Source organism: Thauera phenylacetica B4P (genome assembly GCF_000310225.1).
GTDB classification, from domain to species: Bacteria; Pseudomonadota; Gammaproteobacteria; order Burkholderiales; family Rhodocyclaceae; genus Thauera; species Thauera phenylacetica.
The window spans coordinates 1-15,130 of the sequence record NZ_AMXF01000090.1 but is presented as its reverse complement, the minus strand read 5'-3'; the positions used below and the strand labels follow the sequence as shown (position 1 = coordinate 15,130).

Here is a 15,130-nt window from a genome sequence, read left to right as displayed (position 1 = left end):
CCGCCTTGGCGCTCGCGCCCCTGCCTGCGGCCGCGCAGGCTCCCGCCGCCAAGCCCGCCGGCCAGTACGCCGTGGGCGACCGCCTCGCCGCGCCCGCGCCGGGCCAGGGCGCGTTCCGCGAGATCAGCTGGGACGACCTCATCCCCACCGACTGGAACCCCGAGGGCTTCCTCTCCAGCCTCGAGCTCGACAAGCTCGAGGACAACGACCCGCGCGCCGCCGAGGCGCTGCAGCGCATGCGCGAGGAGTGGGACCGCGCGCCCCTGGTCGAGCGCATGGCCGGCGCGCGCGTGCGCATCCCCGGCTTCGTCGTGCCGCTCGAGACCAGCGGCGAGCAGATCCGCGAGTTCCTCCTCGTGCCCTATTTTGGCGCCTGCGTGCACGTCCCGCCGCCGCCCGCCAACCAGCTCATCCACGTGATCCCCGACAAGCCGGTGCCGGGCGGCTGGAACATGCTGCCGGTGTGGGTGAACGGGGTGATGGCGGTGGGCCGCATCGACTCCGACATGGGCACCGCGGGCTACCAGCTGCGCGCGGTGAAGGTGGAGGAGTACGTCGAAGAGCAGCCGAAGCGGCGTTGAGGCGCGCGGAACCAGCGACGCACCCGCTCATCAGCCGCATTCGCGGCTACATGGCGCCGGGCGTGCGAGGGTTCCTACATGGCGCCAGGCGTGCGAGGATTTTTGTAGGAGCGCCGGCAGGCGCGAAAGCGGCGTTCCCGCCCCGACGACTGCCGTCTCCGTACCGCCCATTCGCGCCTGCCGGCGCTCCTACAGGGCGCCGCGCGTGCGAGGGCTCCTACATGGCGCCGGGCGTGCGAGGGTTCCTACATGGCGCCAGACGTGCGAGGGTCCCTACATGGCGCCGGGCGTGCGAGGATTTTTGTAGGAGCGCCGGCAGGCGCGAAAGCGGCGTTCCCGCCCCGACGACTGCCGTCTCCGTACCGCTCATTCGCGCCTGCCGGCGCTCCTACATGGCGCCGCGCGTGCGAGGGCTCCTACATGGCGCCAGGCGTGCGAGGGTTCCTACATGGCGCCGGGCGTGCGAGGGTTCCTGTAGGAGCGCCGGCAGGCGCGAACCGCGGCGCCCGGGCTTCGTGCCTAACGCCCCCGGAACGCCGGCGCCCGTTTCTCGCTGAAAGCGGCGAGGCCCTCGCGGTAGTCCTCGGTGGCGAGGAAGTCGAAGGCGCGGCGCTTCTCCTCGTCGCTCAGCGGCTCCCCGGTGGTCAGACGGCGCACCCACTGCTTGTGCCAGCGTGCCACCAGCGGCGCGCCGGCGCGGATGCGCTCGGCCGACACCGCCGCCTCCTCGAACACGCGCTCGTCGTCCACCACGCGGGTCAGCAGGCCCTTCTGCAGCGCCTCGCGCGCATCCAGGATGCGGCCCTCGAGCAGGATCTCCAGCACCACCGCCGGCCCCACCAGCGCGAGCAGTCCGGCCATCTCGCCCGGATACATCGAGAACCCCAGGCGGTTGATCGGCGCGCCGAAGCGCGCCGACTCGCCCGCGATGCGGATGTCGCAGCAGCCGGCGATCTCCAGCCCGCCGCCCACGCAGGCGCCGCGGATCGCCGCCACCGTCGGCACCGCGCAGTCGCGGATCGCGTTCAAGGCGCTCGCCACCAGGTCCTCGTGATAGTGCAGCGCATCGTCCACCGTCGCGCGCACGTTGCGGAACTCCTCGATGTCGCCGCCGGCGGCGAAGGCGTTCTCGCCCGCGCCGCGCACGATCACGCAGCGCACCGAATCGTCGCCGGCGATGCGCGCCATCGCCGCCGAGAAGCCGCGCCACATCGCCGCGTTCACCGCGTTGAGCTTGGTCGGGTTGTGCAGGGTCACGGTGGCGATGCCCTGGTCGATGTCGAGGTCGATTCTTGTGTTCATCGGTTCGGCATTTTCGATAAATAAAATTTTTCCATACGCAGGTGTATGGTGTCTTATGAATGATATATCATCCGCTCGCCCAAGATGCCGCGACAGACGGACACGGGACAGGAGGAAGTTGGAGGCAAAGCAGTTCGTGTTGCTTATCCTTGGGAGGGAGTGAAAGTGTCTAGCTCGATGTACGCGCACATTCGGCGCAACCCCCGTTTTACGGAGCTTGTCGCCAAGCGCACCCGCTTCGCGGGCATTCTCGCGGCGATCGTCCTGATCGTCTTCTACGGCTTCGTGCTGCTCGTGGCCTTCGCGCCCGAGCTCATCGGCAAGCGTCTGTTCGAGGGTAGCAACCTGACCTTCGGCATCCTCGCCGCGCTGCTGCAGTTCATCTTCTTCTGGATCCTGACCCTGGTGTACGTCCGCCGCGCCAACGGCGAGTTCGACGACATCAACAAGGAACTCGTCAAGGCCGCCTGGAAGGAGGAAAAATGATGAACGCCCGTAGCCTTTCCCGCAGCGCCGCCGGCCTGCTCGCGCTGGCCGCCAGCCCGCTGGTGCTCGCCGCCGGCCCCGCGATGGACGCCGCCGAGAAGCAGCCGCTCAATCTCCACGCCATCGGCATGTTCTTCGTGTTCGTGCTGATGACCCTGGGCATCACCTACTGGGCCGCCAGCCGCACCAAGTCGACCGCCGACTTCTACACCGCCGGCGGTGGCATCACCGGCTTCCAGAACGGGCTGGCGATCGCCGGCGACTACATGTCCGCGGCCACGCTGCTCGGTCTCACCGCGATGATGTACGCGCAGGGTGTCGATGCCTACATCTACATGCTGTCCTTCTTCGTGGGCTGGCCGATCATCCTGTTCCTGATGGCCGAACGCCTGCGCAACCTGGGCAAGTTCACCTTCGCCGACATCACCGCCTACCGCCTCGACCAGGGCAAGGTGCGCACGATGGCGGCGATCAGCTCGCTGACCGTGGTGTGCTTCTACCTCGTCGCGCAGATGGTCGGTGCCGGCCAGCTCATCAAGCTGCTGTTCGGTCTCGACTACAACATCGCGCTCGTCGTCGTCGGCGCGCTGATGATGGTGTACGTGACCTTCGGCGGCATGGTCGCCACCACCTGGGTGCAGATCATCAAGGCCTGCATGCTGCTGGTCGGCGGCACCACGGTGGGCGTGCTCGCGTTCAGCCAGTTCGGCTTCTCGTTCGACGAGCTCACCAACCGCGCGATGGAAGTGCACAAGCTCGGCCAGAAGCTGCTCAACCCCGGCAGCCTGCTCGCCGACCCGGTCACCGCGATCTCGCTCGGCCTCGGCCTGATGTTCGGCACCGCCGGCCTGCCGCACATCCTGATGCGCTTCTTCACCGTGACCGACGCCAAGGAAGCGCGCAAGTCGGTGCTCTACGCCTCGGGCATCGTCGCCTACTTCTTCAACGTCATCGCCATCATGGGCCTGTGCGCGATCCTCATCGTCGGCCAGAACCCGCAGTTCTTCGAAGGCGGCGTGATCGGCGGCAAGGTCATCGGCGGCGGCAACATGATCGCCATGCACCTGGCCAACGCGGTCGGCGGCAACCTGCTGCTCGGCTTCCTGTCGGCGGTGGCCTTCGCGACCATCCTCGCGGTGGTGGCGGGCCTGGCGCTGGCCGGCGCCTCGGCGATCTCGCACGACATCTACTCGCGCGTCATCATGAAGGGCAAGGCCAACGAGGCCACCGAGCTCAAGGTGTCGAAGTTCGCCACCATCGGCCTCGGCGTGGTCGCGGTGCTGCTCGGCATGGCCTTCGAGAAGATGAACATCGCGTTCATGGTCGCGCTCGCCTTCGGCGTGGCGGCTTCGGCCAACTTCCCGGTGCTGATCCTGTCGATGTACTGGAAGGGCCTCACCACCAAGGGCGCCCTGTGGGGTGGTTACTCCGGCCTCATCAGCGCGGTGCTGTTCGTGCTGCTGTCGAAGTCGGTGTGGGTGGATGTGCTGGGCAACGCCTCGGCGATCTTCCCCTACACCCAGCCGGCGCTGTTCTCGATGCCGATCGCCTTCTTCATGACCTGGCTGTTCTCCACGCTCGACAAGAGCAAGGCAGCCGAGGCCGAGAAGGAAGCCTTCGAGGACCAGTACGTGCGCGCCCAGACCGGCGTCGGCGCCGCGACCGCCTCGTCGCACTGACCGATCCGCGCGGCTCCCCGAGCCGCGCCGCATCCCCGACCCGCCCCGCGCACCCGCGCCGGGCGGGTTTTTTGTCGACCGGTTGCGGCGTGGGTGCGGCCCTGCACCGCCGCCTTCGCGCATGCCGGCGCTCCTACATGGGCGCGTCGGGTGCTCGGGCGCCTCTGCGTGGGCCCTTTGCGTGTTCCGGTGCTGTGACGCGAACTGGCGCGCGATCGGCCTTTTGTAGGAGCGCCGGCAGGCGCGAAGGCAGCGTGTCGAACCGCGAGATCGCCCGTCGCCGCCCCCCGCCTATTCGCGCCTGCCGACGCTCCTACATGGGCTCATCGCGTGCTGGGGGCTCCTGCATGAATCATTGCGTGTTCCGGTGCTGCGACGCGAACTGTCGCGCGGTCGGCCTCTTGTAGGAGCGCCGGCAGGCGCGAACAACGGCGCGCGAATCCGCTCCGCCCGCCGAATGGTCTCCAGGCCGCGGTGATAGACTCCGCTCATCGATTCTGGTTTTGCCTTCCGGCGGGGCCTTCATCCCAAAGGAGTCGTCGTGCCTGTCAACGAACTGCTCGTCATCGTCCTGCTGATCGCAGCGAGCGCCTTCTTTTCCATGTCCGAGATCTCGCTGGCGGCCTCGCGCAAGATCAAGCTGCGCCTGATGGCCGAAGGAGGGCATCTCAACGCCCAGCGCGTGCTCGCGCTGCAGGACAGCCCCGGACACTTCTTCACGGTCGTGCAGATTGGCCTCAACGCGGTCGCCATCCTCGGCGGCGTGGTCGGCGAGCAGGCGCTGTCGCCCTACGTCACCGAGCTCCTGAGCACGCTCTACGACGGGCCGATGCTCGGCACGATCGCCTTCATCGTCTCCTTCGTCTGCGTCACCTCGCTGTTCGTGCTCTTCGCCGACCTCATGCCCAAGCGCCTCGCCATGCTGCAGCCCGAGCGCATCGCGGTGGCGGTGGTGCAGCCGATGCAGATGTGCATGTGGCTGTTCGCACCGCTGGTGTGGGTCTTCAATGGCGCGGCCAACCTCATCTTCCGCTGGTTCAAGCTGCCGAGCGCGCGCATCGAGGACATCACCGCCGACGACATCATGGCCATGGCCGACGCCGGCGCGCAGGCGGGCGCGCTGCTGCGCCAGGAGCAGCACCTCATCAGCAACGTGTTCGAGCTCGACTCGCGCATCGTGCCCTCGGCGATGACCTCGCGCGAGAACATCGTCTTCCTCACGCTCTCCGAATCCGAGGAGAGCATCCGGCGCAAGATCGCCGCCCATCCGCACGGCAAGTTCCCGGTGTGCGAGGACGGCATCGACAGCGTGATCGGCTATGTCGACTCGAAGGACATCCTGCCGCGCATCGTGCAGGGCCAGGACCTGTCGCTGCGCACCCAGCCGATCGTGCGCAAGGTGCTGATGCTGCCCGACACGCTCACGCTCTTCGAGGCCCTCGAGCGCTTCCGCGACGCGAAGGAGGATTTCGCGCTGATTCTCAACGAGTACGCGCTGGTGGTCGGCCTGCTGTCGCTGCAGGACGTCATGAACACGGTGATGGGCGACCTCGTGAGTCCCTTCCAGGAAGAGCTCATCGTGCGCCGCGACGACAACTCCTGGCTCATCGACGGCGCCACGCCGATCGAGGACGTCATGCAGGCGCTCGAGATCGAGGTCTTCGAGGGCTTCCAGAACTACGAGACGGTCGCTGGCTTCCTCATGTACCGCCTGCGCAAGGTGCCCAAGCGCACCGATTTCGTGACCTATGTCGGCTACAAGTTCGAGGTCGTCGACATCGACAACTACCGCATCGACCAGGTGCTGGTCACCCGCGAAACCCCCGTCGAACCCGTGTAGGAGCGCCGGCAGGCGCGATGGCGGCGTGTGTTCCCGTCGCCCGCGTCGCTTGCGGCACGGCCGTGTTCGCGGCTGCCGCCGCTCCTAGATTGGCCCAAGCGCGAAGGTTCGTGTAGGCGCACCGGCAAGCGCGATGGTGTATGTAGGCGCGCCGGCAGGCGCGATGGCGACGTGTGTTCCCGTCGCCCGCGTCGCTTGCGGCACGGCCATGTTCGCGGCTGCCGCCGCTCCTACATTGGCCCAAGCGCGATGGTTCGTGTGGGCGCACCGGCAGGCGCGATGGTGTATGTAGGCGCGCCGGCAGGCGCGATGGCGGCGTGTGTTCCCGTCGCCCGCGTCGCTTGCGGCACGGCCATGTTCGCGGCTGCCGCCGCTCCTACATTGGCCCAAGCGCGAAGGTTCGTGTAGGCGCACCGGCAAGCGCGAAGGTTCGTGTAGGCGCACCGGCAGGCGCGATGGCGGCGTTGGGCGGTGCGACCGGCCTTACGCCGCCTGCGTCTTCGCGTCGGCGATGCGCGCCAGCGCGGCGCGGCCGCTGAGGATGTGGGTGCGCATCAGGCGCTCGGCGCGGGTGCCGTCGCGGTCGAGCAGGGCCTGCAGCAGGTCGCGGTGCTCGGCGAGCGACTGCTCGAGCCGGCCCTCCGAGAACAGCGAGTGGTGGCGCGACAGCTTGATGACCTTGCGCAGGTCCTCGATCACATGCAGCAGCCAGCGGTTGTCCGCGATCTGCTGCAGGGCGAGGTGGAAGGCCTGGTTGGCCTCGAAGAAGCGGTCGATGTCGGGCTTGGCGGCGGCCTTCTCGAGGCTGGCGTGGATCGCGCGCAGGCGGGCGAGGTCGTCCTCGCTCGCGCGCGCGGCCGACAGGCGCGCGCACTCGCCCTCGAGCATCGACATCACGCTGAAGACCTCGTCGAGGTCGCGCTCCGAGATCTCGGTCACGTAGCAGCCGCGCCGCGGCTTGAGCGTCACCAGGCCCTCGGAGGCCAGCACCTTCAGCGCCTCGCGCAGCGGCGTGCGCGAGATGCCGTAGTGCTCGGCCAGCGCCTGCTCGTCCACCCAGGTGCCGGGCGGAAGCTCGTGCGAGAAGATCCGCTGGCGCAGGCGCTCGGCCACTTCCTGGTAGAGCGCGATCGGAGCGATGCGGGTGGCGTTCATGGGCGAATTCTTTCTTCGGTGCGTATTCGAGGGATTGTCTGCGATGGCGTGCGTCGGGTGGGCAGGGCGAGGGCCGGCGACATGCGCCGGGCCGGACAGGCGTACCTGGTGCCAAACACTTTCCGGTGTCCGGACCTCGTTCGCCCGCTGCCGCCTATTGCATTCATAATTATGGATAAAGTATTATTTTTCCTGCAGAGCAAGTCAACTTCCGAAGCGCGATGCGTCATGGGAGGCGCCGGGACCACCCGGCGGAAGAGAGGGGACGCATCGCTTGCCGGAGCGTCGACGGCCGCTCGTGGGATTGCCACGGGCGGCTTTGTCGCCGCCCGGCGGGGTCCCGGCTTGCCGACCACATTCCAATCCGGGTCGTGCCTGAATGCCAGGCCGCCGCTGATCTCACGAGGTTTCCCATGTCGAACGCCAACGAGCCCGTCTATCCCCAGCCTGACGTCGAGGCCTGGAAAAAAGCTGCCGCCAAGCAGGCGCCGGGGGGCGACCTCGACAAGCTGAACTGGGTCACGCCGGAAGGCCTCTCGGTCAAGCCGCTGTACACCAGGGCCGACACCGAGGGCCTGCAGCACGCCGACACGCTGCCCGGCTTCGAGCCCTTCCTGCGCGGCCCGCAGCCCACCATGTACGCGGTCAAGCCGTGGACCATCCGCCAGTACGCCGGCTTCTCCACCGCCGAGGCCTCCAACGCCTTCTACCGCAAGGCGCTCGCCGCCGGTGGCCAGGGCGTGTCGGTCGCCTTCGACCTCGCCACCCACCGCGGCTACGACTCCGACAACCCGCGCGTGCTCGGCGACGTCGGCAAGGCCGGCGTGGCGATCGACTCGGTCGAGGACATGAAGATCCTCTTCGACCAGATCCCGCTCGACAAGGTCTCGGTCTCGATGACCATGAACGGCGCGGTGCTGCCCATCCTCGCCGGCTACATCGTCGCCGCCGAGGAGCAGGGTGTCGCCCAGGACAAGCTCTCGGGCACGATCCAGAACGACATCCTCAAAGAATTCATGGTGCGGAACACCTACATCTATCCGCCCACCCCGTCGATGAAGATCATCGCCGACATCTTCGGCTACACCGCGCAGCACATGCCGAAGTTCAACAGCATCTCGATCTCCGGCTACCACATCCAGGAAGCGGGCGCGAACCAGGCCATCGAGCTCGCCTTCACGCTCGCCGACGGCCTCGAGTACGTGCGCACCGGCATCAACTCCGGCATGGACGTCGACACCTTCGCCGGCCGCCTGTCCTTCTTCTGGGCGGTGGGCATGAACTTCTACCTCGAGATCGCCAAGATGCGCGCCGCGCGCCTGCTGTGGTGGCGGATCATGAAGCAGTTCAACCCCAAGAGTGCGAAGTCGATGATGCTGCGCACGCACTCGCAGACCTCGGGCTGGTCGCTCACCGAGCAGGACCCCTACAACAACGTCGTGCGCACCACCATCGAGGCCATGGCCGCGGTCTTCGGCGGCACCCAGTCGCTGCACACCAACGCGCTCGACGAAGCCATCGCGCTGCCCACCGAGTTCTCCGCCCGCATTGCGCGCAACACGCAGATCATCATCCAGGAAGAGACCCACATCTGTAACGTCGTCGACCCCTGGGCCGGCTCCTACATGATGGAGAAGCTCACCCAGGACATGGCCGACAAGGCCTGGGCGCTGATCGAGGAGATCGAGTCCATGGGCGGCATGACCCGCGCGGTCGAGTCCGGCTGGGCCAAGATGAAGGTCGAGGAGTGCGCCGCCGACAAGCAGGCGCGCATCGACTCGGGCAAGGACGTCATCGTCGGCGTCAACAAGTACAAGCTCGCCAAGCAGGACCCGATCGACATCCTCGACATCGACAACCACGCGGTGCGCGAGGCCCAGATCGCCCGCCTCAACAAGATCCGCGCCACCCGCGACGGCGCCGCCGTGCGGGCCGCGCTCGACGCCCTCACCAAGTGCGCCGAGACCAGCGAAGGCAACCTGCTCGACCTCGCCGTCAAGGCCATCCGCCTGCGCGCCACGGTCGGCGAGATCTCCGACGCGCTCGAGAAGGTCTTCGGCCGCTACCGCGCCAACCCGCAAGCCGTGTCCGGCGTCTATGGAGCCGTCGTGGAAGAACAGGAAGACTGGAAGGCCCTCAAGGCCGACATCGAGGCCTTCATCGCCGAAGAAGGTCGTCGCCCGCGCGTGATGATCGCCAAACTCGGCCAGGACGGCCACGACCGCGGCGCCAAGGTGGTCGCCTCGGCCTTCGCCGACCTCGGCTTCGACATCGACATCGGCCCGCTCTTCCAGACCCCGGAAGAGGCCGCCCGCCACGCGGTCGAGAACGACGTGCACGCGGTCGGCTGCTCCAGCCTCGCCGCCGGCCACAAGACCCTGGTGCCCGCCGTCATCAACGAGCTCAAGCGCCTCGGCGCCGACGACATCATCACCTTCGTCGGCGGCGTCATCCCGGCGCAGGACTACGACACCCTGTACGCCGCCGGCGCCAAGGGCATCTTCGGCCCCGGCACGCCGATCCCGGCGGCGGCGCGCGAGGTGCTCAAGCAGATCCGCGCGGCACGCAAGGCAGGGTGAGATGATTCGCGGGCGGGCCCTTTTTCGGAGGCGAGGCGCATGAGCGTGCTGATGGAACGAATCACGATGGAGCCGGGCAAGCGAGGTGGTCGCCCGTGCATCCGCGGCATGCGCATCACGGTCTACGACGTCCTGGGCTGGCTCGCATCGGGCATGAGCGAGGCGGAAGTGCTCTCCGACTATCCTGAACTGGAGGTGGCGGACATCCGGGCCTGCCTGGTGTTTGCCGCTACCCGCGAATCGCGTCTGTCGAGGCTGGCCGCTTGAAGCTGCTGCTCGATCAAAACATTTCGCGGCGTCTGCTCGGCGATCTTGAAGCAGGCTTTCCGGGGGCGTCGCATGTACAACTGCTGGGGCGGGAGTCGGCGACCGACCTGGAGCTATGGCAGCTTGCGACGGAGCAGGGGTTTGCGATCGTTACGAAAGACGTGGACTTTCTCGAAATCCAGTTGCTGCGCGGTTATCCGCCGAAAATTGTCTGGTTGAACTGCGGAAACGTTTCCAACGCCGAACTCCGTACCAGACTGCTCGCGAACGTCGATGCAATTCTGGAGGCCCTGGCGGACGGCGATACGGGCGTGGTGGAAATTGACTAAGAGACTAGAACCCATCGTGGAACTCGATCCTGCCGACCAGGCCCTCGTCGCCGGCGTGCTGGCGCGCCAGCTGCGGCCGCTCGCCAAGACCATCACGCTGATCGAATCGCAGCGCGAGGACCACCAGGCGCGCGCGCAGCAGGTGCTCGAAGCCCTGCTGCCGCACACCGGCGGGGCGATGCGCGTCGGCATCTCGGGCGTGCCGGGCGTGGGCAAGAGCACCTTCATCGAGGCGCTCGGGCTCTTCCTCATCGAGCAGGGCCTGCGCGTCGCGGTGCTGGCGGTCGATCCGTCCTCGTCGGTCACCGGCGGGTCGATCCTCGGCGACAAGACGCGCATGGAGCTGCTGTCGCAGAACCCCGCCGCCTTCATCCGCCCCAGCCCCTCCGCCTGCAGCCTGGGCGGCGTGGCCGAGAAGACGCGCGAGACCATGCTGGTGTGCGAGGCCTCCGGCTTCGACGTCATCATCGTCGAGACCGTCGGCGTCGGGCAGTCCGAGACCGCGGTCGCCGGCATGACCGACATCTTCTGCCTGCTGCAGCTGCCCAACGCCGGCGACGACCTGCAGGCGATCAAGAAGGGGATCATGGAGATCGCCGACCTGATCGTCATCAACAAGGCCGACATCGACGCCGGCGCCGCCATGCGCGCCAAGGCGCAGATCAAGACCGCGCTGCACATGCTGCGCCCGGCCAGCCCCAACTGGACCGTGCCGGTGCTCACCCTGTCGGCGCTGCAGAAGCAGGGCATCGCCGATTTCTGGAAGGCGGTGAGCGACTACCGCGAGGCCTTGACTGCCTCCGGCGAGTTCGCCGCCAAGCGTCGTCACCAGGCGCTCGCCTGGATGTGGGAGATGATCGATTCCGGGCTGCGCAGCCGTTTCCGCAGCCACCCCCGCGTGCGCGAGGAGCTTCCCGCCCTCGCACGCGCGGTCGAGGAGGGCGGCACCACGCCCGCGGCCGCAGCCTTCCGGCTGCTCGGCCACCTCCAGCGCAACGAACAGGGCTGACCGCCCCGGCGGTCGCCAAACCCCGAGATCTGACAGGAGATCACACACATGCAAGACATCATTCGCCAGCTCGAGCAGAAGCGCGAACTGGCCCGCCTCGGTGGCGGCCAGAAGCGCATCGACGCGCAGCACCGCAAGGGCAAGCTCACCGCGCGCGAGCGCATCGAACTGCTGCTCGACGACGACAGCTTCGAAGAGTGGGACATGTACAAGGAGCACCGCTGCACCGAGTTCGGCATGGACGCCGAGCACATCCCCGGTGACGGCGTGGTCACCGGCTACGGCACCGTCAACGGCCGCCTGGTCTTCGTCTTCTCGCAGGACTTCACCGTCTTCGGCGGCTCGCTCTCCGAGACCCAGGCCGAGAAGATCTGCAAGGTCATGGACCATGCCATGAAGGTCGGCGCCCCGGTCATCGGCCTCAACGACTCGGGCGGCGCCCGCATCCAGGAAGGCGTGGACTCGCTCGGCGGCTACGCCGACGTGTTCCAGCGCAACGTGCTCGCCTCCGGCGTCATCCCGCAGATCTCGCTGATCATGGGCCCCTGCGCCGGCGGCGCGGTGTACAGCCCGGCCATGACCGACTTCATCTTCATGGTCAAGGACTCGTCCTACATGTTCGTGACCGGTCCCGAGGTCGTGAAGACCGTGACCCACGAAGAAGTCACCGCCGAGGAGCTCGGCGGCGCCGTCACCCACAACACCAAGTCCGGCGTCGCCGACCTCGCCTTCGAGAACGACGTCGAGGCGCTGATGATGACGCGCCGCCTGGTCGGCTTCCTGCCCTCCAGCAACCGCGAGAAGCCGCCCGCGATCCCCTGCGTCGACTCCGCCGACCGCATCGACCTATCGCTCGACACCCTGGTGCCGGAGAACCCGAACCAGCCCTACGACATGAAGGAGCTCATCTTCAAGATGGTCGACGACGGCGACTTCTTCGAGCTGCAGCCCGACTACGCCAAGAACATCATCATCGGCCTGGCGCGCATGGAAGGCTCGCCGGTGGGCATCGTCGCCAACCAGCCGCTCGTGCTGGCCGGCTGCCTCGACATCAAGAGCTCGATCAAGGCCGCCCGCTTCGTGCGCTTCTGCGACGCCTTCAACATCCCGGTCGTCACCCTGGTCGACGTCCCCGGCTTCATGCCCGGCACCTCGCAGGAGTACGGCGGCATCATCAAGCACGGCGCCAAGCTGCTCTACGCCTACGCCGAGTGCACCGTGCCCAAGGTCACCCTGATCACCCGCAAGGCCTACGGCGGCGCCTACGACGTGATGTCGTCCAAGCACCTGCGCGGCGACGTCAACCTCGCCTGGCCGAGCGCCGAGATCGCCGTGATGGGCGCCAAGGGCGCGGTCGAGATCATCTTCCGCGAAGAGAAGGGCGACCCCGAGAAGCTCTCCCAGCGCGAAGCCGAATACAAGGCCCGTTTCGCCAACCCCTTCGTCGCCGCCAGCCGCGGCTTCATCGACGACGTGGTCATGCCGCACAACACCCGCAAGCGCATCTGCCGCTCGCTGGCCATGTTGCGCGACAAGCAGCTCGACAACCCGTGGCGCAAGCACGGCAACATCCCGCTCTGATCCGCGCACGAGGAACCGACCAAATGTTCAAGAAAATCCTGATTGCAAACCGTGGCGAGATCACCTGCCGCGTCATCAAGACCGCCCGCAAGATGGGCATCAAGACCGTCGCGGTCTACTCCGAGGCGGACAAGAACGCGCTCCACGTCGAGCTCGCCGACGAAGCCGTCTGCATCGGCCCGGCGGCCTCGAAAGAGTCCTACCTGGTCATGGACAAGATCATCGCCGCCTGCAAGCAGACCGGCGCCGAGGCGGTCCACCCGGGCTACGGCTTCCTGTCCGAGAACGCCGAGTTCTCGCGCCGGCTGGAAGAAGAAGGCATCAAGTTCATCGGCCCGAAGCACTACTCGGTCGCCAAGATGGGCGACAAGATCGAGTCCAAGAAGCTCGCCATCGCCGCCGGCGTGAACACCATCCCCGGCTACAACGACGCCATCTCCGGCCCCGACGAGGCGGTCGAGATCGCCAAGGGCATCGGCTACCCGGTCATGATCAAGGCCTCCGCCGGCGGTGGCGGCAAGGGCCTGCGCGTCGCCTTCAACGACAAGGAAGCGCACGAAGGCTTCGCCTCCTGCGTCAACGAGGCCCGCAACGCCTTCGGCGACGACCGCGTCTTCATCGAAAAGTACGTGCTCGAGCCGCGCCACATCGAGATCCAGGTCCTCGGCGACGGGCACGGCAACTACGTGTACCTCAACGAGCGCGACTGCTCCATCCAGCGCCGTCACCAGAAGGTCATCGAGGAGGCGCCGAGCCCCTTCGTCGACCCCGCGATGCGCAAGGCCATGGGCGAGCAGGCCGTGGCCCTGGCGCGCGCGGTGAACTACGAGTCGGCCGGCACGGTCGAGTTCGTGGTCAGCGGCGCGACCAAGGAGTTCTACTTCCTCGAGATGAACACCCGCCTGCAGGTCGAGCACCCGGTCACCGAGCTCATCACCGGGCTGGACCTCGTCGAGCAGATGATCCGCGTCGCCTACGGCGAGAAGCTGCCCCTTTCCCAGGCCGACGTCGGCATCGACGGCTGGGCGATGGAGTGCCGCATCAACGCCGAAGATCCCTTCCGCGGCTTCCTGCCCTCCACCGGCCGCCTCGTCAAGTTCCAGCCCCCGGCCGAAGGCGACGGCGTGCGCGTCGACACCGGCGTGTATGAAGGCGGCGAGATCTCGATGTTCTACGACTCGATGATCGCCAAGCTCATCGTGCACGGCAAGGACCGCCAGGACGCCATCGAGCGCATGCGCGACGCCCTCAACGGCTTCGTCATCCGCGGCATCAGCTCCAACATCCCCTTCCAGGCCGCGCTGCTGCAGCACCCGCGCTTCTGCTCGGGCAACTTCAACACCGGCTTCATCGCCGAGGAGTACCCGAAGGGCTTCGACGCCTCCATGGTCCCGCACGACGACCCCGCGCTGCTCGCCGCCGTCGCCACCTTCGCCCGCATGCGCTACATCGAGCGCGCCGTGCAGATCGAAGGCCAGCTCGCCGGCCACGGCCGCAAGGTCGCCAGCGAATGGGTCGTCGTCATGGGCGGCAAGCAGTACCCGATGACCACCGCGTCCATCGCAGGCGGCCTCGCCGTCACCAGCGCAGGCAAGACCTACAACATCGTCTCCGACTGGAAGTTCGGCGAGCTGCTCTTCTCCGGCACCGTCAACGGCGCCCCGATCGGCCTGCAGATCGAACGCCGCGGCCTGCGCTACCGCATCTCGCACTTCGGCCTGCAGGTCGAGCCGATCGTGATGACCGTGCGCGCCGCCCACCTGCTCTCGCTGATGCCCGAGAAGCTGCCGCCCGACCTGTCCAAGTTCCTGCTCTCCCCGATGCCCGGCCTGCTGCGCGAGGTCGGGGTGAGCGAAGGCCAGGACGTCAAGGCCGGCGAGAAGCTCGCCATCATCGAAGCCATGAAGATGGAAAACGTCCTCAAGGCCGAGCAGGACGGCAAGGTCAAGAAGATCGTCGCCAAGCCCGGTGCCAGCCTGTCGGTGGACGAGGTCATCATCGAGTTCGAATGATCCTCCGCCCCGGGCCGGCGTAGCGGGACGCGCTCCGCTCGCCCCCGCCGCCCACGCCGGCCCGGGCAAGCGCTTTGATCGATGGGGAGGGAGACCCGGGCCACGCCCGGGTGCCTGTCGGCTCGGGGCCTGCGCAAGCAGGCCCCTTTTTTATGCGATTCGCCGCAGGCGATCCCGCCTCCGCCGCCCGCGACCACCTCCGCCGCACGCGACCACCTTCGCCGCCCGCGACCACCTTCGCCGCGCGCGACCACCTTCGCCGCGCGCGACCACCTTCGCCGCGCGCGACCACCTTCGCCGCGCGCGACCA

The 15,130-nt window shown here is 67.5% G+C and carries 12 protein-coding genes; 10 read left to right on the top strand and 2 right to left on the bottom strand.

The features are described from left to right. The first annotated feature begins 5 nt into the window (after positions 1–5). Positions 6–581 carry a DUF3299 domain-containing protein gene (locus C667_RS12555; RefSeq protein WP_039921446.1) on the top strand — a complete coding sequence of 192 codons (576 nt, stop codon included), beginning with the start codon at positions 6–8 and terminating at the stop codon, positions 579–581. A gap of 519 nt (positions 582–1,100) precedes the next feature. On the opposite strand, the gene C667_RS12550 is transcribed toward C667_RS12555, so the two are convergent. Further along, positions 1,101–1,883: an enoyl-CoA hydratase/isomerase family protein gene (locus C667_RS12550; RefSeq protein WP_004364752.1), complete on the bottom strand. Its 783-nt coding sequence runs from the start codon at positions 1,881–1,883 to the stop codon at positions 1,101–1,103. A 165-nt stretch (positions 1,884–2,048) separates the two neighbouring features. Between C667_RS12550 and C667_RS12545 the strand changes: the two genes are divergently transcribed. The 3 genes from C667_RS12545 (at position 2,049) to paeA (ending at position 5,888) form a co-directional block, all read left to right on the top strand. Next, on the top strand, positions 2,049–2,369 hold the full coding sequence (locus C667_RS12545) for a DUF485 domain-containing protein (protein WP_370701716.1): 321 nt from the start codon (positions 2,049–2,051) through the stop codon (positions 2,367–2,369). Next, positions 2,369–4,048 (top strand): cation acetate symporter, encoded by a 1,680-nt coding sequence (locus tag C667_RS12540; RefSeq protein ID WP_004364749.1) that lies wholly within the window; start codon positions 2,369–2,371, stop codon positions 4,046–4,048. Before C667_RS12545 ends, C667_RS12540 begins: the two co-directional genes overlap by 1 nt. Before the next feature lie 541 nt (positions 4,049–4,589). After that, the gene (paeA, locus tag C667_RS12535; RefSeq protein WP_004364746.1) at positions 4,590–5,888 is read left to right on the top strand and encodes a polyamine export protein PaeA; all 1,299 of its coding nucleotides are present in this window, start codon (positions 4,590–4,592) and stop codon (positions 5,886–5,888) included. Between the two features lie 483 nt (positions 5,889–6,371). Here the strand turns inward: paeA and C667_RS12530 are convergent, their stop codons facing one another. Continuing rightward, entirely contained in the window at positions 6,372–7,043 is a 672-nt protein-coding gene (locus tag C667_RS12530; protein ID WP_004364745.1) for a GntR family transcriptional regulator, read from the bottom strand. Between the two features lie 413 nt (positions 7,044–7,456). On the opposite strand from C667_RS12530, the gene scpA reads away from it, so the two are divergent. The 6 genes from scpA to accC are packed head-to-tail and all read left to right on the top strand — an operon-like array spanning position 7,457 to position 14,820. Next, the gene (gene scpA, locus C667_RS12525) at positions 7,457–9,622 is read left to right on the top strand and encodes a methylmalonyl-CoA mutase (protein WP_004364742.1); all 2,166 of its coding nucleotides are present in this window, start codon (positions 7,457–7,459) and stop codon (positions 9,620–9,622) included. A gap of 39 nt (positions 9,623–9,661) precedes the next feature. Then, the gene (locus C667_RS12520; RefSeq protein ID WP_004364740.1) at positions 9,662–9,889 is read left to right on the top strand and encodes a DUF433 domain-containing protein; all 228 of its coding nucleotides are present in this window, start codon (positions 9,662–9,664) and stop codon (positions 9,887–9,889) included. Further along, entirely contained in the window at positions 9,886–10,218 is a 333-nt protein-coding gene (locus tag C667_RS12515; RefSeq protein ID WP_004364737.1) for a DUF5615 family PIN-like protein, read from the top strand. Before C667_RS12520 ends, C667_RS12515 begins: the two co-directional genes overlap by 4 nt. Positions 10,219–10,234: 16 nt before the next feature. Then, complete coding sequence (gene meaB / locus C667_RS12510) at positions 10,235–11,227, top strand: methylmalonyl Co-A mutase-associated GTPase MeaB (protein WP_004364734.1); 993 nt, start codon at positions 10,235–10,237, stop codon at positions 11,225–11,227. 48 nt (positions 11,228–11,275) lie between these two features. Further along, entirely contained in the window at positions 11,276–12,808 is a 1,533-nt protein-coding gene (locus C667_RS12505; protein ID WP_004364731.1) for an acyl-CoA carboxylase subunit beta, read from the top strand. Positions 12,809–12,831: 23 nt separating this feature from the next. Further along, the gene (gene accC, locus C667_RS12500) at positions 12,832–14,820 is read left to right on the top strand and encodes an acetyl-CoA carboxylase biotin carboxylase subunit (protein ID WP_004364727.1); all 1,989 of its coding nucleotides are present in this window, start codon (positions 12,832–12,834) and stop codon (positions 14,818–14,820) included. The last annotated feature ends 310 nt before the right edge of the window (positions 14,821–15,130 follow it).

Bases quoted from the DNA above. Each gene is read 5' to 3' on its own strand.
- C667_RS12505 (WP_004364731.1), top strand. From the start codon at position 11,276: ATGCAAGACATCATTCGCCAGCTCGAGCAGAAGCGCGAACTGGCCCGC.
- accC (WP_004364727.1), top strand. From the start codon at position 12,832: ATGTTCAAGAAAATCCTGATTGCAAACCGTGGCGAGATCACCTGCCGC.
- C667_RS12530 (WP_004364745.1), bottom strand. From the start codon at position 7,043: ATGAACGCCACCCGCATCGCTCCGATCGCGCTCTACCAGGAAGTGGCC.
- C667_RS12540 (WP_004364749.1), top strand. From the start codon at position 2,369: ATGAACGCCCGTAGCCTTTCCCGCAGCGCCGCCGGCCTGCTCGCGCTG.
- C667_RS12520 (WP_004364740.1), top strand. From the start codon at position 9,662: ATGAGCGTGCTGATGGAACGAATCACGATGGAGCCGGGCAAGCGAGGT.
- C667_RS12550 (WP_004364752.1), bottom strand. From the start codon at position 1,883: ATGAACACAAGAATCGACCTCGACATCGACCAGGGCATCGCCACCGTG.
- scpA (WP_004364742.1), top strand. From the start codon at position 7,457: ATGTCGAACGCCAACGAGCCCGTCTATCCCCAGCCTGACGTCGAGGCC.